This is a genomic window from Stenotrophomonas sp. FR010 (genome assembly GCF_047520755.2).
GTDB classification, from domain to species: Bacteria; Pseudomonadota; Gammaproteobacteria; order Xanthomonadales; family Xanthomonadaceae; genus Stenotrophomonas; species Stenotrophomonas sepilia.
In genome coordinates this window covers 16006-38029 of the sequence record NZ_JAXBQT020000005.1, presented here as the reverse complement: position 1 = coordinate 38029, position 22024 = coordinate 16006, and the positions used below count along the sequence as shown (strand labels likewise).

The following is a 22024-nucleotide window of genomic DNA, read 5'->3' as shown; positions in this document are numbered from 1 at the left end:
GCCGGGTCACGCCCGGCGCCTGCTTGCCTGTAGAGCCGAGCCATGCTCGGCTGCTTTCCGTTCCGGTCTTGCCGTTTTTCAGGAGCCCCCATGTCCCCCGCCATCACCGCCCGCGGCTACCAGTCCGGCTTCGGCAACGAATTCGCCACCGAGGCCGTCGCCGGCGCGCTGCCGGTCGGGCAGAACTCGCCGCAGAAGGTGGCCCACGGCCTGTACGCCGAACAGTTGACCGGCACCGCGTTCACCGCGCCGCGCGGCAGCAATCGCCGCAGCTGGCTGTACCGGATCCGTCCGGCGGTGACCCATGGCGAGTTCACCCCGTTCGCGCAGTCGCAGCTGCAATGTGATTTCGGCGCACAGCCGGCCTCGCCGAACCAGCTGCGCTGGAGTCCGCTGCCGCTGCCGGAGCTGCCGACCGACTTCGTCGAAGGCCTGTACACGATGGGGGGCAACGGTTCGCCCGACGCGCATGCTGGCGTGGGCATTCACCTCTACGCTGCCAACCGCGACATGGTCGGCCGCTACTTCTACGATGCCGACGGTGAGCTGCTGATCGTGCCGCAGCTGGGCGCGCTGCGCCTGCTGACCGAGCTGGGCGTGATCGAGATCGAGCCGCAGCAGATCGCGGTGATCCCGCGCGGCGTGCGGTTCCGCGTTGAACTGCCCGATGGCCCGAGCCGCGGCTACATCTGCGAGAACTACGGTGCGCTGCTGAAGCTGCCCGACCTTGGCCCGATCGGTTCCAACGGCCTGGCCAATCCGCGCGACTTCGAAACCCCGCACGCGGCGTTCGAGGATGTCGATGGCGATTTCGAGCTGATCGCCAAATTCGAGGGCCGCCTGTGGCGTGCGCCGATCGACCATTCGCCGCTGGACGTGGTGGCCTGGCACGGCAACTACGCGCCGTACCGCTACGACCTGCGCCGCTTCAACACCATTGGCTCGATCAGCTACGACCACCCGGATCCGTCGATCTTCCTGGTGCTGCATTCGCCCAGCGACACGCCGGGAACCAGCAACATGGATTTTGCGATCTTCCCGCCGCGCTGGCTGGTGGCGCAGAACACGTTCCGCCCGCCGTGGTTCCACCGCAACATCGCCAGCGAGTTCATGGGCCTGGTGCATGGCGCGTACGACGCCAAGGCCGAAGGCTTCGTGCCGGGCGGCGCATCGCTGCACAACTGCATGAGCGGCCACGGCCCGGACGCACCGACCTTCGACAAGGCGTCCAATGCCGATCTGTCCAAGGCGGACGTGATCAAGGACACGATGGCCTTCATGTTCGAGACCCGCGCGGTGATCCGCCCGACCGCACAGGCCCTGGCCGCCGGCCACCGTCAGGGCGACTACCAGCAGTGCTGGAACGGCCTGCGCAACAACTACCGCTGACCCGAAAAAGGGGACGGAGGGGATTAAGTCGTTTCATGCACACGTGTGCTGATTGCGACTTAATCCCCTCCGTCCCCTTTTTCTTCAGGCCACCTCGGCGAACGCGTCGCAGTGCTCCAACGGCAGCGCTTCCAGCAGGCGTTGGCGTACACGCTGGCAATAGCCTTCCGAAGTCAGCCCGGGCAGCATCCGCATCGCCGAGTGCAGCACCTGCAGTACTTCACTTTCGGCGCGTGCCTGCTGCAGGTCGCGGAACAGCGCCGCCGCCTGCGGGTGGCGCTGCATTTCCAGGATGCCCAGCACATAGATGCGCGCAGCCACCAGCGAGCGGCGGCGTTCGACCGCTGTGGCCGCGGCTGCGGCAGGTGTTGCGGGCTGCGGCGCTACCGTGGCTGCCGGCGGCGGTGGCGGGGCTGCGGCACCGGTACCGGTACCGGTGCTCAGGTAGCCGGCCTGCACCAGCTGGATGACCATCGCGGGCGCATCCTGGCCGAGCAGGCCGGTAAGGTCGGTGATGCTGCGTTGGCCGTCGCACAGGATCAGCAACCGGCGCTGGCGCATGTCCAGCGGCGCGCGATGGGCCTGCAGCGCGGTTCGGGCGAGTTCGGTCTTGCGCGGTTGCATGGAAGGGACAGCCAGGTCGGTGCACGCCGAGCCTGAACGAGGGCGATGAAACCGCGATGACAATGCAGCATCTGCACGCGCGCTGCGCTAGCGTGCAGCTACCTTCGTGCCAGGGAACCGCACCGATGAAGCACCTCCCGATTGCTGGTCTATTGCTCCTTTCGCTCGCCGCCTGCAGTGGCGGCCCCGACAAGCAGGGCGCCGCCGGCAGCGGCAGCGACACCCCGGCGGAAACCGCCTCGGCGACCGGTCCGGCCCAGTCGACGGATCCTGATCTGGCGGCCCGCCCGGCGAACGACCTCCGCAAGGACAGTCCCGCCCGCCTGGACGGCTTCGCGGGTGCGAAGCTGGGCACCGGCATCGCCGAAGTCCGCAGTGGTTTTGGCACGCCACTGCAGGGGCTGGGCACCGATGCCGCCGGCAAGCCGCTGCCCGCCGACGACGGCAACGACGGCTGCTACTTCCTGCGCCCGCAGGATGCCGAGGACCCGCGGCTGATGATCGAAGGCCGCAAGCTGGTGCGCTACGACGTGCGCAGCGCCGCCATCACTGCACCGGGCGGCGGCAAGGTCGGCATGACCCTGGGCGAGCTGCAGGTGCTGTATCCCGAGCGCGCTGACGTCGGTCCCGACAAGTACGACGAGAAGGCCCAGCACCTGCGCGTGCGGCCGGCGCAGGAGGGCGGGGCAGTGATCGACTTCGCGCTCGGTGCCGATGGCCGGGTGGGGGCCTGGCGGGTCGGGCAGACCCCGCAGGTCGACTATGCGGAAGGCTGTGGCTGATCCTTGATCCACCGCCCAGCCATGCGCTCGGGCCAAGCGTAGAATCGCGCCACCACTGCTGGGGAGTGCTCGATGATCGCCATTGCCATTGCCTGGTTCCTGCTCGGCCTGCTGCTGCTGGCACTGGGCGGGGACTCCATCGTCAAGGCCGTCTCTGGCCTGGCCCAGCGCTTCGGGGCCAGCCCGTTCACTGCCGGGCTGCTGCTGCTCGGCGTGACCACCTCGTTGCCGGAACTGGCGGTCAACGCACGTGCGCTGGCGGTCGGCCAACCGGAGCTGGCACTGGGCAATGCCGTGGGCAGCAGCATCGTCAATCTGGGCTTGACCCTGGCGGTGGCCGCCGTCGCCGCCCCCCTGCTGCTGCGCGCGCGCCTGCAGGCGGTGCTGTGGTGGTCGCTGCTGGCGGCCGGCGTGTTGCTGATCCTGTTCGGCCTGGATGGTCGCCTGGTGCGCTGGGAAGGCGGCGTGCTGGTGGCGGGCTTCATCGTCATGCAGGTGCTGCTGCTGCGCCGCAGCTGCGTCGAGAGCGCCGAGGTGCAGGCAGCCATCGCCGAATCCGCGCTGAGCCGCACCAGCCTGCCGTTGAACGTGCTGCGCGTGCTGATCGCCGCACTGACCCTGTACTGGGGCGCGCGCCTGGTGGTGGGTGCTGCGGCCGACTTCGGTGTCGCACTGGGCTGGACGCCGTTGCTGGTCGGCCTGTTGCCGGTGGCGATCGGCACCGCACTGCCCGAGGTGGCCACCGCCATTGCCGCCTCGCGTCGCGGGCATGGTGACATGGTGCTCGGCCACGTACTGGGTTCCAGCGTGGTCAACCTGCTGCTGGTGATCGGTGCGATGGCGGTGTTGCAGCCGTTGGCCTTGCCGGCCTCGTTCGTGCGCCTGGAACTGCCGGCGCTGTTGGCGTTTGCGCTGGTGCTGTACCCGATGCTGCGCGGCGACCTGAAGATCAGTCGTGGCGAAGGCGGGATCCTGCTGGTCGCGTTCGTAGGCTGGTTCGTGCTGGAGCTGCTGCTGGTCGGCGCACCGGCGCTGTAGAGCCGAGCCCATGCTCGGCTGCTGTTCGTGCCGACCAGCGGTCGGCACTACCGGTTCTGCGTGGTTTCTTCTTCCCGCACCGGTTCCGGCGGCGGCAGCTGCTCCTCGGCGGCCGGCTCGTTGCCCGGCAGGCTGGGGCGGGTTTCCATCAGCAGCGACAACGCGGCCTTGGCCATCATGTGCGCGCTGATCGGTGCGGTGATGAACAGGAACACGGTGATCAACAGCTCGCGTGGCTGCGGGTCCTGGCCGAGGAAGATGTGGTAGCACACCGAGCACACCAGCACGCACCCCACGCCCAGTGTGCTGGCCTTGGTCGGTGCGTGCAGGCGCTTGAAGAAGGTGGACAGCTTCACCAGGCCCAGTGCGCCGACCAGGATGAAGAAGCAGCCGAACAGCAGCAGGATCGACAGGACGATCTGGATCGCGGTGATCATTCGACGATGTCCCGGCGCAGCACGAACTTGCTCAGCACCACGGTGCTGCCGAAGCCGAGCATGGCGATGATCAGCGCCGCCTCGAAGTAGATCGGTGAGTTGAGGTACATGCCGAACAGCATCAGCTCAGCGATCGCGGTCACCGACAGCGTGTCCAGCGCGAGGATGCGGTCGGGCACGGTCGGCCCGCGCAACAGCCGCCAGGTGGCCAGCAGCATCGCCAGGCCGACCACGTGCATGCACACCACCAGGGTGGTCTGGATGACTTCAAAACCGGTCATGGGAAGATCTCCATCAACGGCGCCTCGTAACGGCGCTTGATCGTATCGATCAGGTCCTGCGGGTCCTCCAGGTGCAGCACGTGCACCAGCAGGTACTTGCGGTCGTCGCTGAGCGCGGCCGAGACCGTGCCCGGGGTCAGCGTGATCATGCTGGTCAGCGCAGCGATGCCATGGATGTTGGCGATGTCCAGCGGCAGCCAGATGAAACCGGGGCGGATGTTCTTCTCCGGCCCCAGTACCTGCAGGGCGACACGGATGTTGGACATCAGGATGTCCCACAGGGTCACGCACAGCAGTTTCGGCAACGGGCGCAGGGTACCGATGCGGGCGAACTCGCGGTCCAGGCGTGCGGCGAACAGCGGCACCACCACGCCCAGCAGCAGGCCCAGCACGATCTGGCCAAGGGTGAAGCTGTCGGACATCAGCAGCCAGAACGCCACCACCATGATGCTCAGCATCGGCGACGGAATCAGGCGACGGAACAGGGAGCGCTGGGCGGTCATGGCTGGCGGATCTCCGGTGCAGTCGCACGCAGCTGCTGCACGTACTCGCTGGGGTGCAGCAGCTGCGCGGCGGTGGCGTCGGTGTAGCGCATCAGCGGTGCTGCGGCCAGGGTCATGCCGATGCCGTAGGCCAGCAGGATGCAGGCCGCGTACAGCTCGACCCGGCGCAGCCGCGCCTTGCGCGGTACCGGCGCTTCCGGATCGACCGGCGGCACGCGCCAGAACAGGCGGATGCCTCCCCGGGTCAGGCCCATGATCACCAGCAGGCTGCTGACCAGAACGGCGGTCCAGACCGGGCCGGTGTACTGCGCCGGCATGCCGGCCAGCAGCGCAGCCTTGGCCAGGAAGCCGGACAGCGGCGGCAGGCCGGCCACCGACACCGCGCCGATCAGGAACAACACGGCGGGCGTCTCCTTGCCCGGCATCGGCGCGACCACTTCCTTGCGGTCGCTGGCGCTACCGCGACGGCGGCGGATCAGATCGGCAACCAGGAACAGCGCGGCAGCGACGAAGCTGCTGTGCGGCAGGTAGTACAGGCCAGCCGAGAGCACCTGGGGCGTGCCCACCGAGAAGGCGATGAACAGCGTGGCCGCCGACACGATCACCAGGTAGGAGATCAGCACGCGCAGGCGGGTGGCGGCCAGTGCGCCGAGGCCGCCCAGCACCAGCGTTGCGACGCCGGCCCACAGCAGCCAGTCGCGGCCATAGCCGGCCATCGCGCCGGCATCGTCGCCGAACCACAGCATCTGGATGCGCAGCACCGAGTACAGGCCGACCTTGGTCATGATCGCGAACAGCGCCGCCACCGCCGCCGGTGCGCGCGAATAGGCTTCCGGCAGCCACAGGTACAGCGGCATCAGCGCGGCCTTGGCGCAGAACACCAACAGCAACAGGCCCATGGTCGCCTTCACCAGGGTCAGCTGTGCCGGCGGTACCTCGGCGATGCGCTGCGACAGCTCGGCCATGTTCAATGAGCCCAGCGAGGCATACAGCAGGCCCAGCGCGACCAGGAACAGGGTCGAGGCGGTGACGTTGAACACCACGTAGTGCAGGCCGATGCGCATGCGCAGGCCGCGGCCACCACTGAGCAGCAGGCCGTAGGAGGCGATCAGCATCACTTCGAAGAACACGAACAGGTTGAAGATGTCGCCGGTCAGGAACGCACCGTTGAGACCGACCAGCTGGAACTGGAACAGCGCATGGAAGTGCGGCGCGCGGCGGTCCCAGCCCGAGCAGGCGTGCAGCAGGCAGGGAATGGCCAGCAGCAGGGTGGTCAGCAGCATCCACGCCGACAGCCGGTCGGCTACCAGCGCGATGCCCAGCCGCGACGGCCAGTCACCCAGCAGATAGACGTTGATGTCACCGCTGGCCGTGGTGGCAAACAGCAGCCCGACCGCCAGCGCCAGCGCCGACAGCGCGGTCCAGGCCACCGCCCGCTGCACCCTGGGGCCATAGCGGCGGTGTTCGACGAACAGCGACAGCGCCGCACCCAGCAGCGGAATCAGGATCGGCAGGATCACCAGATGGTTCATGCGCGGTCCTCGCCCTGGTGCGGCGGCACACTTCCATCCTGCAGGTCGTCATCCGGCTCGTGGGCATCCACGTGGTCGCTGTGGTTGTCGCTGCGGCTGCGCATGGCCAGCACAATGCTCACCGCGGTCATCGCAAAGGCGATCACGATCGCGGTCAGCACCAGTGCCTGTGGCAGCGGGTCGGTGTAGTTGCCCAGGTGGCTGTCCACGCCTTCCTGCAGCACCGGCGCCTTGCCCAGCACCACGCGGCCGCCGGCGAAGATCAGCAGGTTGGTGGCGTAGGACAGGAAGGTCATGCCGAGGATCACATCGAAGCTGCGCGCACGCAGCAGCAGGTAGATGCCGATGGCGGTCAGCACGCCGATCGCGGTAGCCAGGGCCAGTTCCATCAGTGCATCTCCCCGGTGCGTGCCGAGCGGCGTTGCAGGTCGATCTCACCCTTGCGGGCAGTGCGGGTACGCGACGGCTTGATCGTGCCCATCATCGACAGCATCAGCATGGCGCCGCCGAACACCACCAGATAGACGCCGATGTCAAAACCGATCGCGCTGGCCAGCGGTACGTCGCCGATCAGCGGCAGGTGCAGGTCGAGATGGCCGCTGGTCAGGAACGGCACGCCGAACAGCATCGACGCGCTGCCGCTGAGCAGGGCGATCAGCAGGCCCATGCCGATGCAGCGGATGTAGTCGAAGCCGAAGCGAGACTCCACCGATGCAGTGCCCTGGATCACGTACTGGATCAGCAGCGGCACTGCCAATACCAGGCCGGCGATGAAGCCGCCACCCGGTGCGTTGTGCCCGCGCAGGAACAGGAAGATCGACACGGTCAGGGTCAGCGGGAACATGATCTGCGCCAGATCGGCCGGCACCGGCAGCTTGATCGGCGGGCCGGGCATGATCTGCTCCGGCGCCATCCGCGTACGCCGCAGCAGCGCATGCACCACCAGCGCGGCGATGCCGAACACGGTGATCTCGCCGAAGGTATCGAAGCCGCGGAAGTCGACCAGGATCACGTTGACCACGTTCTGGCCGTAGGCCTCGGGCAACGCGCGGGCGAGCAGCTCGCCGGCCATGGTGTTCGGCGGCAGGGTCATCGCCGAATAGGCCAGCGCGCCAAGCCCGGCACCGGCGATGATCGCGATCACCGCGTCGCGGCGCTTGCGCCAGCGCGGCCGCTCCGGGCCGGACTGCGCAGGCAGGTAGTTCATGCCCAGCAGCATCAGCACCAGCGTCACCATCTCCACCAGCAGCTGGGTGAGGGCCAGGTCGGGCGCGGACAGGAACACGAAGGTCAGCGCTACCATCAGGCCGACGCCGCCGACCAGCAGCACCGCCAGCAGGCGCTGCTTGTAGATGCGCAGGGTGGCGACCGCGCAGGCCATCATCACCAGCCACAGGGCCCAGCCCAGCAGCGGAATCGGCTGCGGCGCGGTCCAGTTCGGCGAGGCTGGGTTGGCCACGAACGGCGCAGCGGCAACCACGATCGCCACCAGCACCAGGCCCAGCAGCATGCGCTGCAGGCTGCCATTGGCGATGCCGCTGGTCAGGCGCATGGCCAGCGCGGACACGGCGTCCAGCTGGGCGTGGAACACATTGCGGCCCGTGCTGACATTGGTCACGGCATGCAGGTTGATCAGCCTGCGCAGGCCGAAGTACAGCGCCACGCCACCGACCACGCCGATCGCGCTCATCGCTAGCGGCAGGTTGAAGCCGTGCCACACCGCCAGGCTGTATTCGGGCATGGCGGTGCCGAGGATCGAGGCCGCAGCGGCGTGCAGCACCGGCGCGACGGTCAGTGCGGGTGCCACGCCCACCGCCACACAGATCACCACCAGCAGCTCCACCGGCACCTTCATCCAGCGCGGCGGCTCGTGGGGCACGCGGTCCAGGTCGTGCGGGCCAGCGCCGAAGAAGGTGTCGTGCACGAAGCGCAGGCTGTACGCCACGCCGAACACGCCTGCCAGCAACGCAGCGATCGACACCGCCGTGCGCATGATGCCCGGGCCGCCGGCCGTAATCGCTTCGGCGAACAGCATTTCCTTGGACAGGAAGCCGTTGAGCAGCGGGATCCCGGCCATCGCCAGCGAGGCGATGATCGCCAGCGCGCTGGTGAACGGCATCAGCCTGCGCAGCCCCCCCAGCTTGCGCATGTCGCGGGTGCCGGTTTCGTGGTCGATGATGCCGGCGGCCATGAACAGCGAGGCCTTGAAGGTGGCGTGGTTGAGGATGTGGAACACGCCGGCGACCACCGCCATCGGCGTGGACAGGCCGAACAGCAGGGTGATCAGGCCCAGGTGGGAAATGGTCGAGTACGCCAGCAGGCCCTTCAGGTCGTGCTGGAAGATCGCGTTCCAGGCCCCGATCAACAGGGTGATCGCGCCGATGCCGCTGACCGTGTAGAAGAACAGGTCGCTGCCGGCCAGCGCCGGATGCAGCCGCGCCAGCAGGAACACGCCGGCCTTCACCATGGTGGCCGAGTGCAGGTAGGCCGAGACCGGGGTCGGCGCCGCCATCGCGTGCGGCAGCCAGAAGTGGAACGGGAACTGCGCGCTCTTGGTGAAGATGCCGGCCAGCACCAGGAACAGGGCGTACGGATACAGCGTGCTGGCGCGGATCTGCTCGCCGGCGGCCAGCACCACATCCAGGTCGAAGCTGCCGACGATACGGCCGATCAACAGCACGCCACCGAGCAGGGCCAGGCCGCCGCCGCCGGTGATCACCAGCGCCATGCGCGCGCCTTCGCGTGCGTCCTGGCGGTGCGACCAGAAGCCGATCAGCAGGAACGAGCTGATGCTGGTCATTTCCCAGAAGATCATCAGCAACAGCAGGTTGCCCGACAGCACCATCCCCAGCATCGCGCCCATGAACAGCAGCAGGTAGCAGTAGAAGCGGTGCGCGTTGTCCTGCTGGCTGAGGTAGTAGCGCGCATACAGCACCACCAGGGCGCCGATGCCCAGCACCAGCCCGGCGAACATCCAGGCCAGCCCGTCCAGGCGCAGGGTGAAGTCCAGGCCGATCTGTGGAAGCCAGGGGACCAGGGTGCGGACCACCTGGCCATCGAGCACCGCCGGGGTCAGCCAGCCGAGGATGGCCAGCCCGCCCAACGGCGCCAGTGCCGCCAGCCAGGCAGCAGTCGAGCGCGAACTACGGGGGAAGGCCGCAACAGCCGCTGCCATCAGGAACGGCAGGGCCAGCAGCAGGGGCAGGCTGGAGAGCATGCAGGGAATCCATGATTCACGAGCAGGTCAGGGAGAATAACAGGCTGCGAAATGTCGCCGAAACCCATCAAACAGCGATCAATTGCATGTAACGTTCGCTGATTCATTTTTTCTGCGGCGCAACCTCACGTTCCTGCGGTCCCTCCCGGTTGCCTTCGGGGGACACCCTACGCCCACGCAGGGAGACCGCAGGCCCTGTCGCACAGGGGCTGCCGTCAACGGACGGGAGGCGGGGAGCGGGTCACCGGCGCAGGCTGGCAGGGCCGCCGTGGAGTGTGGGTGATGGAATTCGCCCGTTCAGGAAACGACGGCCGCTGTCGGCCGCCGGCGATCAGTAGCGCCAGTCGAGCTTGCGATAGAACTTGGCCATCACCCAGGCCGGGCCGATCAGCAGGTAGGTCAGGTCGGTCAGGAAGCTGGGCTTGCGACCCTCGAACGTGTGGCCGATGAACTGCGCGATCCAGGCCACCACGAACACGCCCACCGCCAGCCAGCGCAGCGCATGCAGGCCGATCTCGGCCTCCAGCAGGCGGCACAGGCAGCCGAATACGAAGAACTGGACGAGCATGCCGATGCCCAAGGGGCGCGACAGCTTGTTGTAGAAGCACCAGGCGCTGAACATCGCGAACGCCGACCAGATGCCGTACTGGAACCAGGTGATCAGCGGCGGCAGGCACCACAGCAGGGCCACCACCGACCACAGGATCGCCGGCACCGCCACCACGTGGATGCGCTGGTTGATCACGTTGCGGTGGTCGTCGGAGTAGCTGGCGAAATAGCGGTCGATCGGCCGCGCAAGCTCGGTGGATGTCTGCATGCTGCGTCGCTTCCTCGGACAACGGTAGTGCCGGCCGCTGGCCGGCAAACCAGAGCATAGCCGAGTTCGCGACGTCGCCGGCCAGCGGCCGGCACTACCAGGACCAGGCCATGCCTCGCTGCAGGTTCACCGAAGCGCCGGCCAGCGGCCGGCACTACCGAACGCGCCCCCAGCCTTTCCGGCCAGGGGCGCAGGCGGATCAGTCGACGCTGATCCCGGCCAGGCGCTGCAGCGCCTCGGCGTACTTGGCGCGGGTGCGCTCGATGATGTCGGCCGGGATGTTCGGACCCGGGGCGGTCTTGCCCCAGTCCAGCGTCTCCAGGTAATCGCGCACGAACTGCTTGTCGTAGCTCGGCGGGCTGGTGCCCACTTCGTACTCGTCGGCCGGCCAGTAACGCGAGGAATCCGGCGTCAGCATCTCGTCCATGATGTACAGCCGGCCATCGGCGTCGGTACCGAACTCGAACTTGGTGTCGGCCAGGAGGATGCCGCGCTCGCGGGCGTAATCGGCGGCGAACTTGTAGATGCGCAGGGTGGCGTCGCGCACCCGCTCGGCCAGTTCCGCACCGACCTGCTTCACCATCGCGTCGAAATCGATGTTCTCGTCATGGTCGCCGACCGCGGCCTTGGTCGAGGGTGTGAAGATCGGCTCGGGCAGCTGTTCGGCCTGGCGCAGGCCGTCGGGCAGGTCGATGCCGCTGACCTTGCCGGTGCGCTGGTAATCCTTCCAGCCGCTGCCGATCAGGTAGCCGCGGGCGATCGCTTCCACCGGCACCGGCTTCAGCTTGCGGGTGACCACCGCGCGCTTGGCGTACAGCGCCGGGTCCACGCCTTCGGGCAGCACGCTGGCCACGTCGATGCCGGTCAGGTGGTTGGGCATCAGGTGCGCGGTCTTGGCGAACCAGAAGTTGGAGACCTGGCAGAGCATCTCGCCCTTGCCCGGGATCGGGTCGGGCAGGACCACGTCGAACGCCGACAGGCGATCGGTGGCGACCATCAGCAGGTAGTCGCCCGGCGGGGTTCCGGCTGGCAGCCGCTCGCGCGGGATATCGAACACATCACGCACCTTGCCGCGATGGCGCAAGGGCAGGCCGGGGAGATCGGATTGCAACAGCGTGGTTGGCACGGGCACTCCTGGGGCGTTGTCGATACGGCTGCTGCCCAACGGACCCGGCGGGCCCGCTGACCAGCGGGCGGCCTAGTGTAAAGCCGTCCGGGCCCGCTGTGACGTAAAATGAGCGTCCATTTCGTCGGACCACCCCGGAGCGCCATGCGCTGGTACGGAAAACTGCTCGGATTCATCGCCGGCGCCCTGCTGTTCCGGCCCAATCCGCTGTTCGGCGCGGTGGTCGGCCTGCTGATTGGCCACGCCTTCGATTCGGACTGGTTCCGCCTGAACAAGGAGAACCCGTACCGGGAGCTGGGGCTGACCTCCGAGGCCACCGATGCCGAGATCGAGCGCGCCTACCGCAAGCTGATCTCGCAGTACCACCCCGACAGGCTTGGCGGCGCCGCCCCCGAGCTGCAGCAGCAGGCCGAGCAGAAGTCGCGGCGGATCAATGCCGCCTACGACCGCATCAAGACCCTGCGCAAGCGCTGACCCACTTTCCCCTCGTTGCAAGGCCCGGCCATGTCCCACTGCCTCATCGCCCCCTCCATCCTGTCCGCCAACTTCGCCCGCCTCGGCGAGGAAGTCGACAATGTCCTCGCTGCCGGTGCGGACTGGGTCCACTTCGACGTGATGGACAACCACTACGTGCCGAACCTGACCATCGGCCCGATGGTCTGCCAGGCCCTGCGCAAGCACGGCGTCACCGCGCCGATCGACGTGCATCTGATGGTCGAGCCGGTGGACCGCATCATCCCGGACTTCGCCGAGGCCGGTGCCACCTACATCAGCTTCCACCCGGAGGCCAGCCGCCACGTGCACCGCACCATCCAGCTGATCCGCTCACTGGGCTGCAAGCCGGGCATCGTGCTCAATCCGGCCACCCCGGTGGACATCCTCGACTGGGTGCTGGATGACCTGGACCTGGTGCTGCTGATGTCGGTCAACCCGGGCTTCGGCGGCCAGGCCTTCATCCCCTCGGCGCTGGACAAGCTGAAGGTGGTGCGCAAGATGATCGATGCCAGCGGCAAGGACATCCGCCTGGAGATCGACGGTGGCGTGAAGGCCGACAACATCGGTGAGATCGCTGCCGCCGGCGCCGACACCTTCGTTGCCGGTTCGGCCATCTTCAACGCCAAGACCAGCTACCAGGACGTGATCGCGCAGATGCGCGCGAACGTCGCTGCGGCACGGGGCTGAGCCATGAGTACGGTGGCCGTGTTGAACATCCGCCCGGCCACCGTGGCCGATGCTGGCCTGATCCTGCATTTCATCCGCGAGCTGGCGATCTACGAGAAGGCCGAGCATTCGGTGCAGACCGATGAGATCGGCATCGCCGAGAGCCTGTTCGGCGCCGACGCCACCGCCCGCGCGCTGATCTGCGAGGCCGACGGCGAGGCCATCGGCTATGCGGTGTACTTCTACAACTACTCCACCTGGCTGGGCCGCAAGGGCATCTACCTGGAAGACCTGTACGTCAGCCAGGAAAAGCGCGGTGCCGGTGCCGGCAAAGCGTTGCTGAAGTACATCGCACGCCAGGCCGTGGCCGAGGGTTGCGGCCGTTTCGAATGGTCGGTGCTGGACTGGAATACCCCGGCCATCGAGTTCTACACCGCCGCCGGTGCCACGCCGCAGGACGAGTGGACCGTGTACCGGCTGCAGGGCCGGGCGCTGCACGATTTCGCCAACGGGTGAGGCGTAGGGCAGCCACGCATGGCGTGGCTCTACCGGGTCCACACCTCAACCGGTTGTGGTGGGTGCGAACCGCAACCCGGTGGGTGCGGTTCGCACTGCCTGTGCACCCCCAAAAAAAAAGCCGCGCCAATCCCCGGCGCGGCTTTGCTGCATGCGTGGGAGGCTGATCCTGCCTCCATCCATCATCCCTGCTATGGCCTTCCATTCTCCGGGCCATCGGTGACAGCCTGATGACAGGGTGTCGCCAATGCCCCTGCGGCGAGCCGTGCACGGGCACTAGAATGGAGCGATGGAAAATGATGCGGATGTTGTTGCGCTGCTTGAATCCTGGTTTCAGTTTGCGGCAGAAGATGCACTGGTCATCGACCCTGGCTGCATCACTGCGGAGGCACGAGGGAATCTCTGCGCGTTCTCCCCACCGCCAGACACCTTTCTGGACGTTGCACCAGTCGTAGCCTTCGTTCACCGGGTTGCCGCGTACCGCGCCGCGCAGGTCGCAGGCCACGCCATGACGTTCTACTGCTGGCACGACGCCATGGTGCGCCAGCTGCGCCTCAGCCTGGTGTCTTCCCAGCACGGGCATCTGCCATTCGGCTGCCACCATGTGGCAACGACGGATGTCCGCAGCATTGTGCAGGCCATCGTGGTCGACGATTGGAACAACCCTCGATGCCTGTGTCTTGAAGACCGCGATGGCATCGACGCAGCCGGTGCCAACGCAGACGGCCCGATGTACACCGAGGAGCGGCCCTTGAGGGTCGCGGTCATCCCGCTCGGCTGAACGGCTTCACCGGCTTCACCAGACCCGACATCGGGCGCTGCTAGCCTTGGGCGTCCCCCCTCCCGGAAGCACTGCATGACCACCCCGCGCTGGCGCATGATCCTCAACGGCAAATCCGCAGGCGATGACGACCTGCGCAGTGCCGTCGGCCATTGGCGGCAGCAGGGCGTACAGCTGGAAGTGCGGGTGACCTGGGAAGAGGGCGACGCTGAGCGTTACGTGGCCGAAGCCATCGACCATGGCGTGGACGTGATCGTGGCCGCCGGCGGCGATGGCACGCTCAGCGCCGTGGCCGAAACCCTGGCCCATCGCGATGAACCGGCCGAGGCGCTGCCCTCGCTGGCGCTGGTGCCGATGGGCACGGCCAATGATTTCGCCACTTCCGCCGGTATTTCCACCGAACCCCAGCAGGCCTTTGCATTGATCGGGCAGGCCTCCGCGCGCGCTGTGGACCTGCTGCGCGTGGACGCCGACGGGCGGACCTGGTGGTGCGCCAACCTAGCCAGCGGCGGCTTCGGTACCCAGGTGACCGTGGAAACTGATGCAGGCCTGAAGAAGATGCTGGGCGGGCTGGCTTATGTCATCACCGGCATCGCCAAGCTGGGCCGCATCGAGCCGATCACCGCGCGCCTGACCGGTCCGGATTTCGCCTGGGAAGGCGGGTTCATCGCCCTGGGCATCGGCAACGGCCGCCAGGCCGGCGGTGGCCAGCAGCTGTGCCCGCAGGCGCTGATCGATGACGGCCTGCTGGACCTCACCGTGGTACCCGAACTGGACGGCGAGGTCGCCGCAACCCTGGGCCAGATGCTGACCGGTGGCAAGGAGGCGGCATTGGAGCGCGTGGCGAACCGCGCACAGCTGCCGTGGCTGCAGATCGACGCGCCGCAGGCACTGACGTTGAACCTGGACGGCGAGCCGGTGCAGGCGCAGCGTTTCCGCATCGACTGCGTTGCGGGCCGGGTGCGCATGCACCTGCCGGCGGATTGCGAGCTGCTCTCCGCCCGCTGAGGCGCGGGCTACAGCAGGGGGATGTCTTCTTCCCTGCTCGGGAACTTGAAGGCCTCGCGCTTCCTGCGGATGTGTTCGGGCATCGGCGGGCGCGGGATGTTGCGGTCAGCCAACCACTGTTGGCACTTCTTCTGCCAGGGCAGGTTGTCGGGCGTGGTGATTTCCCAGTAGATGTCTTCGACCATCAGTTGACGCGCAGTCTTGCCCGATCCCTCCTGTACAGGCTGGGAGATGGTGGGATCTGCGCCGTGCTCCAGCAACCAGTAGGCGTAGTCGAACCCACCTCTTCCTGTGTACCAGCTCAGGACGGTGTCGCTCCCGAGGCTCCTTAAGTTGGATTCGTTTACATCGGCCCCGTTTTCGACCAGAACCTGCACGTTCTTCCACTGATTTCCGCTGAGAAACGCCTGCAGCAGCAACGTCTCATTGTTGATGTTGCGAGTATTGGGATCACCACCGTGTTTCAGTAAGAGATCGAGATAGCGCGGGTCGTCCATTTTCGCCGCGTAGACCATCGCGTTGTCGAAGTTGATCAACTGCCCGTTCATCTGCCTGGACTCGCGGGCGTTGGGGTCTGCACCGCTGATCGGGCAGCAGGCGAGCATCGCGCCCGCCGCTGACGGCCGACAGGCCGGCAGCACCACGGAGCCTGGCAAACCTGCGATCGGCATCGATCATCCTGCCCACGCCGGCAATAGCCTGTTCCTCGGCGCCCAGGCCGGCGTCCACGCCCTGGACCGCGCCCACAACCGCGTGCCCGACCTGCAGAGCGACCAGCTGGCCGGTGCGCTGGCCGCCCAAGCCAACCGCGAAGGCCTGCAGTCCATCTCCCATGTGGTTCTCAGTGACGACCGCGCCCGGGTGTTCGCTGTCGACACCGCCGACCTCAATGCCCCGCACCGACGCCATGCCCATGTCGAGGTGGCCCAGGGCATGGCCCAGCCGCTGGCCGTGAGCACGGCCCAGGTCGACGCCCTCAACGCCGGCCGCGCCGCCGCCCTGGACGCCGGGCTGGCCCAGCAGCAGGTGGAGGAGTCGCAGGAGCAGGCGCGACGCATGGGGTAGCGAGGGCGGGGTTCCCCTCCCGCCGATCCTGCGATACAGTCAAAGGGTGTCCAGCCTGACGACCCCGCATACTCTTTCTTCCGCACGCCGTTGGTGGCGATGGTGGCCCGTTGCCGTCGTCCGCCCCCATAACGCTGTGTCCCGGAAGGAAAGTCGTCTTGAACTCGCACGCTCAGTTTCAGCAGCAGGCCGCTGAAGGCCACACCCACATTCCCGTCGTCCGCGAAGTGCTGTCCGACCTGGACACGCCGCTTTCGGTCTATCTGAAGCTCGCCGACGGCCCCAATACCTACCTGTTTGAATCCGTCGAAGGCGGCGAGCGCTTTGGTCGTTACTCGATCATCGGCCTGCCGGCGCGCCGCGTGTATGCCTTCCACGGCCACACGCTGACCGTGCGCGAAGACGGCCAGGTGGTGGACACCCGCGAGGTAGCCGATCCCTTCGCCGAAGTCGAGGCGCTGCGCAGCGCCCACTCGGTGCCCAAGCTGGAAGGCCTGCCGGGCTTCACCGGCGGCCTGGTCGGCTGGTTCGGCTTCGAATGCATCGGCTACATCGAGCCGCGCCTGGCCCCGCCGGCTGGCCGTGATGAGCTGGGCACGCCGGACATCCTGCTGCTGGACTCCAACGAGCTGGCGGTATTCGACAATCTCAAGGGCCGGCTGTACCTGATCGTGCACGCCGACCCGCGTGTCGACGGTGCCTTCGAACAGGCGCAGGCGCGCCTGGATGCCCTGACTGCGAAGCTGCGTGCGCCGGGTGCCGGCTATCCGGCGCCGCTCAACAGCGACGTGCTGGACGAATCGGATTTCGTCTCCGGCTTCACCCGCGAAGGCTTCGTCGATGCGGTCCAGCGCAGCAAGGAATACATCCGCGCCGGTGACATCTTCCAGGTGGTGCTCAGCCAGCGCCTGAGCGTGCCGTTCAAGGCGCGCCCGGTGGATGTGTACCGCGCGCTGCGCGCGTTGAATCCCTCGCCGTACATGTATTTCCTCGATGTCGGCGACCTGCAGGTGGTCGGTTCCTCGCCGGAAATCCTGGTGCGTTTGCAGGATGGCGAAGTGACCGTGCGCCCGATCGCCGGCACCCGCCCGCGTGGCGCCACGCCCGAGCTGGACCTGGCGCTGGAAGCCGAGCTGCTGGCCGACCCGAAGGAACGTGCCGAGCACCTGATGCTGATCGACCTCGGCCGCAACGATGCCGGGCGCGTCTCCAGGGCCGGTACCGTGGAAGTGGGCGAGCAGTTCGTGATCGAACGCTACAGCCATGTCATGCACATCGTCAGCGAAGTGACCGGCCAACTGCAGCCGGGCCTGAGCTATGCCGACGTGCTGCGCGCCACGTTCCCGGCCGGCACCGTCAGCGGCGCGCCAAAGATCCGCGCGCTGGAAGTGATCCGCGAACTGGAACCGATCAAGCGCAATGTCTACGCCGGCAGCATCGGCTACATCGGCTGGCACGGCGATGCCGATACCGCGATCGCGATCCGCACTGCGGTCATCAAGGATGGCCGCCTGTACGTGCAGGCCGGCGCCGGCATCGTCTACGACTCGGACCCGGACAAGGAATGGGACGAGACGATGAACAAGGGCCGTGCGCTGTTCCGCGCCGTCGCCCAGGCCGCCAAGGGCCTGTGACGCTCCCCGTGCCGTGGCCTGCGCCGCGGCATCTTCCGCTGTTCCCATTGAAGACAAGGAGTACCGCATGAAGCTGCTGAGCGCATTGCTGTGGTCGTCGCTGCTGGCCACGATGGCCCCGTCTGCGTGGGCGCAGGCCAACACCATCCCCTCGCAGCCGCACCTGCTGGTGAAGGGGCAGGGTACCCGCACGGTGACGCCCGACCGCTTCGGCCTGCAGTTGAACATCGAAGAGACCGACATGGACGCCGACGCCGCGCGGCGCCGCGTGCAGGGCAACGTGGCCCGCGTGCTGGCGCTGTTCAAGCAGCACAAGGCGGTGGAGGGCAGCGTGCGTGCGGACAACCTGCGGATCGGCCCGGCGACGCGCTATGAGCAGAACCGGCAGGTCTTCATCGGCACCCGCGTGTCGCGCCAGCTGCGCGCCAGCTTCGCCAGCGTGAAGGCGATGCAGGATGTGCTGGGTGCGTTGAAGGCCGACGAGAACGTACAGGTCAGCAGCCTGGCGCCAACCTATTCGGGTGAAGTGGCGCTGCGCCGCGAACTCAAGGGTGAGGCGGCGGCCCAGACCCGCGAGTCCGCGCAGGGCCTGGCCAAGGCCTACGGCACCCGGCTGCGCGGCCTGTACAGCATTTCCGACGTAGCGCCGAACTTTGCTTATGGCATCCAGGCCGGCAGTTGGCCGAGCAGTGGGGATCTGGTGACGCCGCCTTCGCCGCCCGCGCCCGAGGCACCGATGAACAGCATCGAGACCACGGGCTCCCGCCTGCCCGAGTCGGTCGAAGCCGGCCCCATCACCTACACCGAAAACGTGTACGCCATTTTCCTGATAAGCGACGGAACCTGACCATGTTGTGGATGATCGACAACTACGACAGCTTCACCTACAACCTCGTGCAGTACCTGCAGACGCTGGGCGCCGAGGTGAAGGTGGTGCGCAACGATGCGATGAGCGTGGACGAGATCGCCGCGCAGAAACCCGAGCGCATCGTCATCTCGCCCGGCCCGTGCACGCCCAACGAAGCGGGCGTGTCGCTGGAGCTGATCCAGCGGCTGGGCCCGACCACGCCGATCCTCGGCGTATGCCTGGGCCATCAGGGCATCGGCCAGGTCTACGGCGGCACCGTGATCCGCGCCGGCAACATCATGCACGGCAAGACCTCGCCGATCCGCCATGAAGGCAAGGGCGTGTTCGCCGGCCTGCCGGACCGCTACCAGGCCACCCGCTACCACTCGCTGGTGGTGGACAAGAACAGCCTGCCGGACTGCCTGGAAGTGACCGCCTGGACCGAGAACGAGGACGGCTCGATCGAAGAGATCATGGGCCTGCGCCACCGCCAGTTCCCGGTGGAAGGCGTGCAGTTCCACCCCGAGTCCATCCTCACCGAACACGGCCACGCCCTGCTGCGCAATTTCCTGCAGCGCCCGGCGGCCTGATCCAAGGAGCATTCCCATGAGCTTCTCCCCCCAGGAAGCCCTGCAACGCACCATCGAGCACCGCGAAATCTTTTTCGACGAGATGGTCGACCTGATGCGGCAGATCATGCGCGGTGATGTCTCGCCGATGATGACCGCCGCCATCCTCACCGGCCTGCGGGTGAAGAAGGAAACCATCGACGAGATCGCCGCCGCCGCCACGGTCATGCGCGAATTCGCGCTGGCGGTGCCGGTGGCCGACAGCACCCACCTGGTCGACATCGTCGGCACCGGTGGCGATGGCTCGCACACCTTCAACATCTCCACCTGCGCGATGTTCGTTGCGGCTGCGGCCGGTGCGCGCGTGGCCAAGCATGGCAACCGCAGCGTGTCGTCCAAGTCCGGCAGCGCCGATGCGGTCGAGGCGCTGGGCGCGGCCATCGAGCTGCAGCCAGCGCAGGTGGCCGCTGCCATCGAGCAGACCGGCATCGGCTTCATGTTCGCGCCGATCCATCATCCGTCGATGAAGGTCGTCGCGCCGGTCCGCCGCGAGATGGGGGTGCGCACCATCTTCAACATCCTCGGTCCGCTGACCAACCCCGCCAGCGCGCCGTCGGTGCTGATGGGCGTGTTCCATCCTGATCTGGTGGGTATCCAGGCGCGCGTGCTGCGCGAGCTGGGCACCGAGCGCGCCATGGTGGTCTGGGGCCGCGACAACATGGATGAGATCTCGCTCGGCGCCGGCACCCTGGTGGGCGAGTTGCGCGACGGCAAGGTGCGCGAGTACGAGATCCACCCGGAGGACTTCGGCATCGCCATGTCGGCCAGCCGTAACCTGCGCGTGGACAGCCCGGAGCAGTCCATCCAGATGCTGCGCGCGGTGCTGGACAACGAGCCCGGCCCGGCGCTGGACATCGTCGCGCTCAATGCCGGCGCCGCGCTGTACGTGGCCGGCGTGGCCAGCGACATCGGTGATGGCCTGGCCCGCGCCCGCGCTGCCATCGCCAATGGCAGCGCCCGCCAGCGCCTGCAGCAGTATGTGGAGACCACCCGCGCGCTGGTTGCCTGAGCGCGCGGTTCAGCCTGACCCCATCGATGGCCGATAATGGCCGTCCTCAGCGCCCCCGCACCGAATCGAAGACGATGAGCGACATCCTGCAGACGATCCTGGCCCGCAAGGCCGAAGAAGTGGCCCAGCGCCGCGCCCAGCGCCCGCTCGAGGAGCTGCAGGCCGCCGTGGCCAGCGCCCCGCCGGTACGTGGCTTCGTACGCGCGTTGCAGGCGGCCGTGGCCAACGGCGACCCGGCGGTGATTGCCGAGGTGAAGAAGGCCAGCCCGTCCAAGGGCGTCATCCGCCCCGATTTCCGGCCGGCCGATATCGCGGTCAGCTACGAGTTCGGTGGTGCCAGCTGCCTGTCGGTGCTGACCGACGTGGACTTCTTCCAGGGCGCCGATACCTACCTGCAGCAGGCCCGTGAAGCCTGCACGCTGCCGGTGCTGCGCAAGGACTTCGTGATCGACGCCTACCAGGTGTACGAGGCGCGCGTGCTGGGCGCCGACTGCATCCTGCTGATCGTCGCCGCGCTGGACGACACCCAGCTGGCCACGCTGTCCGAACTGGCGTTGTCGCTGGGCATGGACGTGCTGGTGGAAGTGCACGACATCGACGAGCTGGAGCGTGCCCTGCAGGTGCCGGCGCCGATGATCGGCATCAACAACCGCAACCTGCGCACCTTCGAGGTGTCGCTGCAGACCACGCTGGACATGCAGCAGGCGGTGCCGCGTGACCGCCTGCTGGTCACCGAGAGCGGCATCCTCGGCCCGCAGGACGTGGCGCTGATGCGCGATGCAGGCATCCATGCCTTCCTGGTCGGCGAGGCCTTCATGCGCGTGGAAGAGCCGGGCGAGGGCCTGCGTCAGCTATTCTTCGCAACATGACAACGCACTATCCGACGCCGCGCGAGGATGCGCCGCTGGTGGTCTTCGACTTCGACCACACCCTCTACGACGGCGATTCGGGTACCCACCTGTTCGCCTCGCTGATCAAGCGCAACCCGTTGCGCATGCTGGCGGCGCTGCTGGTCACGCCGATTGCCGGGCCGATGGTGGCGATGCTGCCGACCCGTCGCGCGGGCATCTCGGTCTATGTGTGGATCGGCAGCTTCGGCCTGCACCGTGCGCGCGATTTCAACAAGGTGATCGACGCCTACGTGCTGCGCAACCAGGCGCAGATGCGCGCCAAGCTGCTGCCGCAGGCGCTGGAGGTGTTCGCCGCGCACCGCACCAAAGGCGATCGCGTGGTGGTTGCCACCGGCGCGCCGCCGGAGCTGGCCCGCGCGATCCTGGCCTTCGTCGCCCATCAGGACGTACCGGTGATCGGCACCGAGGTCGGCCCGCGGCTGGGCGGCGTCGGTCCCACCCGTCACTGCCACAACGAAGAGAAGATGCGCATGCTGCGCGAGCGCGGCTATGGCGACATCGATATCGCCTATTCCGACAGCACCGCCGACCTGCCGCTGCTGCTGGCGGCCAAGGCGCCGGTGGTGGTGAACCCGAAACCGGGGCGGGTGGCGTTCTTCCGCCGCGTGCTGCCGGCCGGCACCCGCATCCTCAACTGGGGATGCGTGGATCGCGGCGGCGACAAGGCCTGACCCGCGCCTGTTGTAGAGCCGAGCCATGCTCGGCTGCTCTTCGTTG

Annotated in this window: 25 protein-coding genes; 15 read left to right on the top strand and 10 right to left on the bottom strand. The window is 67.4% G+C overall.

What is annotated here, in order from left to right:
- The first annotated feature begins 90 nt into the window (after positions 1-90).
- Positions 91-1389 (top strand): homogentisate 1,2-dioxygenase, encoded by a 1299-nt coding sequence (gene hmgA, locus ACM0PK_RS06170; protein ID WP_032957134.1) that lies wholly within the window; start codon positions 91-93, stop codon positions 1387-1389.
- An 84-nt stretch (positions 1390-1473) separates the two neighbouring features.
- On the opposite strand, the gene ACM0PK_RS06165 is transcribed toward hmgA, so the two are convergent.
- Entirely contained in the window at positions 1474-2013 is a 540-nt protein-coding gene (locus ACM0PK_RS06165) for a hypothetical protein (protein ID WP_180883803.1), read from the bottom strand.
- A 125-nt stretch (positions 2014-2138) separates the two neighbouring features.
- Here ACM0PK_RS06165 and ACM0PK_RS06160 point away from each other — a divergent pair, with 125 nt between their 5' ends.
- Both ACM0PK_RS06160 and ACM0PK_RS06155 read left to right on the top strand, forming a co-directional pair.
- Positions 2139-2795, top strand: coding sequence for a hypothetical protein (locus tag ACM0PK_RS06160; RefSeq protein WP_053497705.1), 657 nt, complete (start codon positions 2139-2141; stop codon positions 2793-2795).
- A gap of 72 nt (positions 2796-2867) precedes the next feature.
- Positions 2868-3833, top strand: a complete 966-nt coding sequence (locus tag ACM0PK_RS06155; RefSeq protein ID WP_180883805.1) for a sodium:calcium antiporter — start codon at positions 2868-2870, stop codon at positions 3831-3833.
- Between the two features lie 47 nt (positions 3834-3880).
- Here the strand turns inward: ACM0PK_RS06155 and ACM0PK_RS06150 are convergent, their stop codons facing one another.
- The 8 genes from ACM0PK_RS06150 to ACM0PK_RS06115 form a co-directional block, all read right to left on the bottom strand.
- Entirely contained in the window at positions 3881-4270 is a 390-nt protein-coding gene (locus ACM0PK_RS06150; protein WP_005419868.1) for a Na+/H+ antiporter subunit G, read from the bottom strand.
- On the bottom strand, positions 4267-4551 hold the full coding sequence (locus ACM0PK_RS06145) for a K+/H+ antiporter subunit F (RefSeq protein WP_005411334.1): 285 nt from the start codon (positions 4549-4551) through the stop codon (positions 4267-4269). The genes ACM0PK_RS06150 and ACM0PK_RS06145 overlap by 4 nt, the downstream gene beginning before the upstream one ends.
- Positions 4548-5054 carry a Na+/H+ antiporter subunit E gene (locus ACM0PK_RS06140; protein WP_111202306.1) on the bottom strand — a complete coding sequence of 169 codons (507 nt, stop codon included), beginning with the start codon at positions 5052-5054 and terminating at the stop codon, positions 4548-4550. The genes ACM0PK_RS06145 and ACM0PK_RS06140 overlap by 4 nt, the downstream gene beginning before the upstream one ends.
- Positions 5051-6586: a monovalent cation/H+ antiporter subunit D gene (locus ACM0PK_RS06135; RefSeq protein WP_134971110.1), complete on the bottom strand. Its 1536-nt coding sequence runs from the start codon at positions 6584-6586 to the stop codon at positions 5051-5053. Before ACM0PK_RS06135 ends, ACM0PK_RS06140 begins: the two co-directional genes overlap by 4 nt.
- The gene (locus ACM0PK_RS06130) at positions 6583-6975 is read right to left on the bottom strand and encodes a Na+/H+ antiporter subunit C (RefSeq protein ID WP_049438879.1); all 393 of its coding nucleotides are present in this window, start codon (positions 6973-6975) and stop codon (positions 6583-6585) included. Before ACM0PK_RS06130 ends, ACM0PK_RS06135 begins: the two co-directional genes overlap by 4 nt.
- Positions 6975-9803 (bottom strand): monovalent cation/H+ antiporter subunit A, encoded by a 2829-nt coding sequence (locus tag ACM0PK_RS06125; RefSeq protein WP_180883809.1) that lies wholly within the window; start codon positions 9801-9803, stop codon positions 6975-6977. The genes ACM0PK_RS06130 and ACM0PK_RS06125 overlap by 1 nt, the downstream gene beginning before the upstream one ends.
- A 331-nt stretch (positions 9804-10134) precedes the next feature.
- Positions 10135-10620 carry an Mpo1 family 2-hydroxy fatty acid dioxygenase gene (locus ACM0PK_RS06120; protein ID WP_053497697.1) on the bottom strand — a complete coding sequence of 162 codons (486 nt, stop codon included), beginning with the start codon at positions 10618-10620 and terminating at the stop codon, positions 10135-10137.
- Between the two features lie 199 nt (positions 10621-10819).
- A complete protein-coding gene (locus tag ACM0PK_RS06115; protein ID WP_061478205.1) occupies positions 10820-11746 on the bottom strand; it encodes a phosphoribosylaminoimidazolesuccinocarboxamide synthase in 927 nt (308 codons plus the stop codon).
- Positions 11747-11890: 144 nt separating this feature from the next.
- Between ACM0PK_RS06115 and ACM0PK_RS06110 the strand changes: the two genes are divergently transcribed.
- The 5 genes from ACM0PK_RS06110 (at position 11891) to yegS (ending at position 15212) form a co-directional block, all read left to right on the top strand.
- Positions 11891-12220 carry a J domain-containing protein gene (locus tag ACM0PK_RS06110; RefSeq protein ID WP_065186520.1) on the top strand — a complete coding sequence of 110 codons (330 nt, stop codon included), beginning with the start codon at positions 11891-11893 and terminating at the stop codon, positions 12218-12220.
- Positions 12221-12250: 30 nt separating this feature from the next.
- Positions 12251-12928, top strand: a complete 678-nt coding sequence (gene rpe, locus ACM0PK_RS06105; RefSeq protein WP_134971114.1) for a ribulose-phosphate 3-epimerase — start codon at positions 12251-12253, stop codon at positions 12926-12928.
- Positions 12929-12940: 12 nt separating this feature from the next.
- Positions 12941-13423, top strand: a complete 483-nt coding sequence (locus ACM0PK_RS06100) for a GNAT family N-acetyltransferase (protein WP_134971136.1) — start codon at positions 12941-12943, stop codon at positions 13421-13423.
- Between the two features lie 289 nt (positions 13424-13712).
- Positions 13713-14204, top strand: coding sequence for a hypothetical protein (locus ACM0PK_RS06095; RefSeq protein ID WP_134971116.1), 492 nt, complete (start codon positions 13713-13715; stop codon positions 14202-14204).
- A 75-nt stretch (positions 14205-14279) separates the two neighbouring features.
- Complete coding sequence (gene yegS, locus ACM0PK_RS06090) at positions 14280-15212, top strand: lipid kinase YegS (RefSeq protein ID WP_134971118.1); 933 nt, start codon at positions 14280-14282, stop codon at positions 15210-15212.
- Between the two features lie 8 nt (positions 15213-15220).
- Here the strand turns inward: yegS and ACM0PK_RS06085 are convergent, their stop codons facing one another.
- Entirely contained in the window at positions 15221-15748 is a 528-nt protein-coding gene (locus ACM0PK_RS06085) for an ankyrin repeat domain-containing protein (RefSeq protein WP_134971120.1), read from the bottom strand.
- Here ACM0PK_RS06085 and ACM0PK_RS06080 point away from each other — a divergent pair.
- The 7 genes from ACM0PK_RS06080 (at position 15732) to ACM0PK_RS06050 (ending at position 21978) form a co-directional block, all read left to right on the top strand.
- Positions 15732-16277 (top strand): XVIPCD domain-containing protein, encoded by a 546-nt coding sequence (locus ACM0PK_RS06080; RefSeq protein WP_235646744.1) that lies wholly within the window; start codon positions 15732-15734, stop codon positions 16275-16277. The genes ACM0PK_RS06085 and ACM0PK_RS06080 overlap by 17 nt on opposite strands.
- 158 nt (positions 16278-16435) lie before the next feature.
- Positions 16436-17911 carry an anthranilate synthase component I gene (trpE, locus tag ACM0PK_RS06075; protein WP_065178876.1) on the top strand — a complete coding sequence of 492 codons (1476 nt, stop codon included), beginning with the start codon at positions 16436-16438 and terminating at the stop codon, positions 17909-17911.
- 67 nt (positions 17912-17978) lie between these two features.
- Positions 17979-18758 carry an SIMPL domain-containing protein gene (locus ACM0PK_RS06070; RefSeq protein ID WP_134971122.1) on the top strand — a complete coding sequence of 260 codons (780 nt, stop codon included), beginning with the start codon at positions 17979-17981 and terminating at the stop codon, positions 18756-18758.
- A gap of 2 nt (positions 18759-18760) precedes the next feature.
- Positions 18761-19348 (top strand): anthranilate synthase component II, encoded by a 588-nt coding sequence (locus ACM0PK_RS06065; protein ID WP_005419831.1) that lies wholly within the window; start codon positions 18761-18763, stop codon positions 19346-19348.
- Between the two features lie 16 nt (positions 19349-19364).
- Entirely contained in the window at positions 19365-20396 is a 1032-nt protein-coding gene (trpD, locus tag ACM0PK_RS06060; protein ID WP_049443905.1) for an anthranilate phosphoribosyltransferase, read from the top strand.
- Between the two features lie 74 nt (positions 20397-20470).
- Positions 20471-21265, top strand: coding sequence for an indole-3-glycerol phosphate synthase TrpC (gene trpC, locus ACM0PK_RS06055; protein ID WP_005419828.1), 795 nt, complete (start codon positions 20471-20473; stop codon positions 21263-21265).
- Positions 21262-21978: a haloacid dehalogenase-like hydrolase gene (locus tag ACM0PK_RS06050; RefSeq protein ID WP_414607512.1), complete on the top strand. Its 717-nt coding sequence runs from the start codon at positions 21262-21264 to the stop codon at positions 21976-21978. The genes trpC and ACM0PK_RS06050 overlap by 4 nt, the downstream gene beginning before the upstream one ends.
- Positions 21979-22024: the final 46 nt, after the last annotated feature.

Coding starts and splice junctions, on each gene's coding strand:
- ACM0PK_RS06160 (WP_053497705.1), top strand. CDS start 2,139: ATGAAGCACCTCCCGATTGCTGGTCTATTGCTCCTTTCGCTCGCCGCC.
- ACM0PK_RS06150 (WP_005419868.1), bottom strand. CDS start 4,270: ATGATCACCGCGATCCAGATCGTCCTGTCGATCCTGCTGCTGTTCGGC.
- ACM0PK_RS06065 (WP_005419831.1), top strand. CDS start 18,761: ATGTTGTGGATGATCGACAACTACGACAGCTTCACCTACAACCTCGTG.
- ACM0PK_RS06155 (WP_180883805.1), top strand. CDS start 2,868: ATGATCGCCATTGCCATTGCCTGGTTCCTGCTCGGCCTGCTGCTGCTG.
- ACM0PK_RS06125 (WP_180883809.1), bottom strand. CDS start 9,803: ATGCTCTCCAGCCTGCCCCTGCTGCTGGCCCTGCCGTTCCTGATGGCA.
- ACM0PK_RS06135 (WP_134971110.1), bottom strand. CDS start 6,586: ATGAACCATCTGGTGATCCTGCCGATCCTGATTCCGCTGCTGGGTGCG.
- ACM0PK_RS06110 (WP_065186520.1), top strand. CDS start 11,891: ATGCGCTGGTACGGAAAACTGCTCGGATTCATCGCCGGCGCCCTGCTG.
- ACM0PK_RS06070 (WP_134971122.1), top strand. CDS start 17,979: ATGAAGCTGCTGAGCGCATTGCTGTGGTCGTCGCTGCTGGCCACGATG.
- ACM0PK_RS06095 (WP_134971116.1), top strand. CDS start 13,713: ATGGAAAATGATGCGGATGTTGTTGCGCTGCTTGAATCCTGGTTTCAG.
- ACM0PK_RS06140 (WP_111202306.1), bottom strand. CDS start 5,054: ATGACCGCCCAGCGCTCCCTGTTCCGTCGCCTGATTCCGTCGCCGATG.
- trpC (WP_005419828.1), top strand. CDS start 20,471: ATGAGCGACATCCTGCAGACGATCCTGGCCCGCAAGGCCGAAGAAGTG.
- ACM0PK_RS06120 (WP_053497697.1), bottom strand. CDS start 10,620: ATGCAGACATCCACCGAGCTTGCGCGGCCGATCGACCGCTATTTCGCC.
- ACM0PK_RS06050 (WP_414607512.1), top strand. CDS start 21,262: ATGACAACGCACTATCCGACGCCGCGCGAGGATGCGCCGCTGGTGGTC.
- ACM0PK_RS06165 (WP_180883803.1), bottom strand. CDS start 2,013: ATGCAACCGCGCAAGACCGAACTCGCCCGAACCGCGCTGCAGGCCCAT.
- ACM0PK_RS06145 (WP_005411334.1), bottom strand. CDS start 4,551: ATGACCGGTTTTGAAGTCATCCAGACCACCCTGGTGGTGTGCATGCAC.
- hmgA (WP_032957134.1), top strand. CDS start 91: ATGTCCCCCGCCATCACCGCCCGCGGCTACCAGTCCGGCTTCGGCAAC.
- rpe (WP_134971114.1), top strand. CDS start 12,251: ATGTCCCACTGCCTCATCGCCCCCTCCATCCTGTCCGCCAACTTCGCC.
- trpD (WP_049443905.1), top strand. CDS start 19,365: ATGAGCTTCTCCCCCCAGGAAGCCCTGCAACGCACCATCGAGCACCGC.
- ACM0PK_RS06130 (WP_049438879.1), bottom strand. CDS start 6,975: ATGGAACTGGCCCTGGCTACCGCGATCGGCGTGCTGACCGCCATCGGC.
- yegS (WP_134971118.1), top strand. CDS start 14,280: ATGACCACCCCGCGCTGGCGCATGATCCTCAACGGCAAATCCGCAGGC.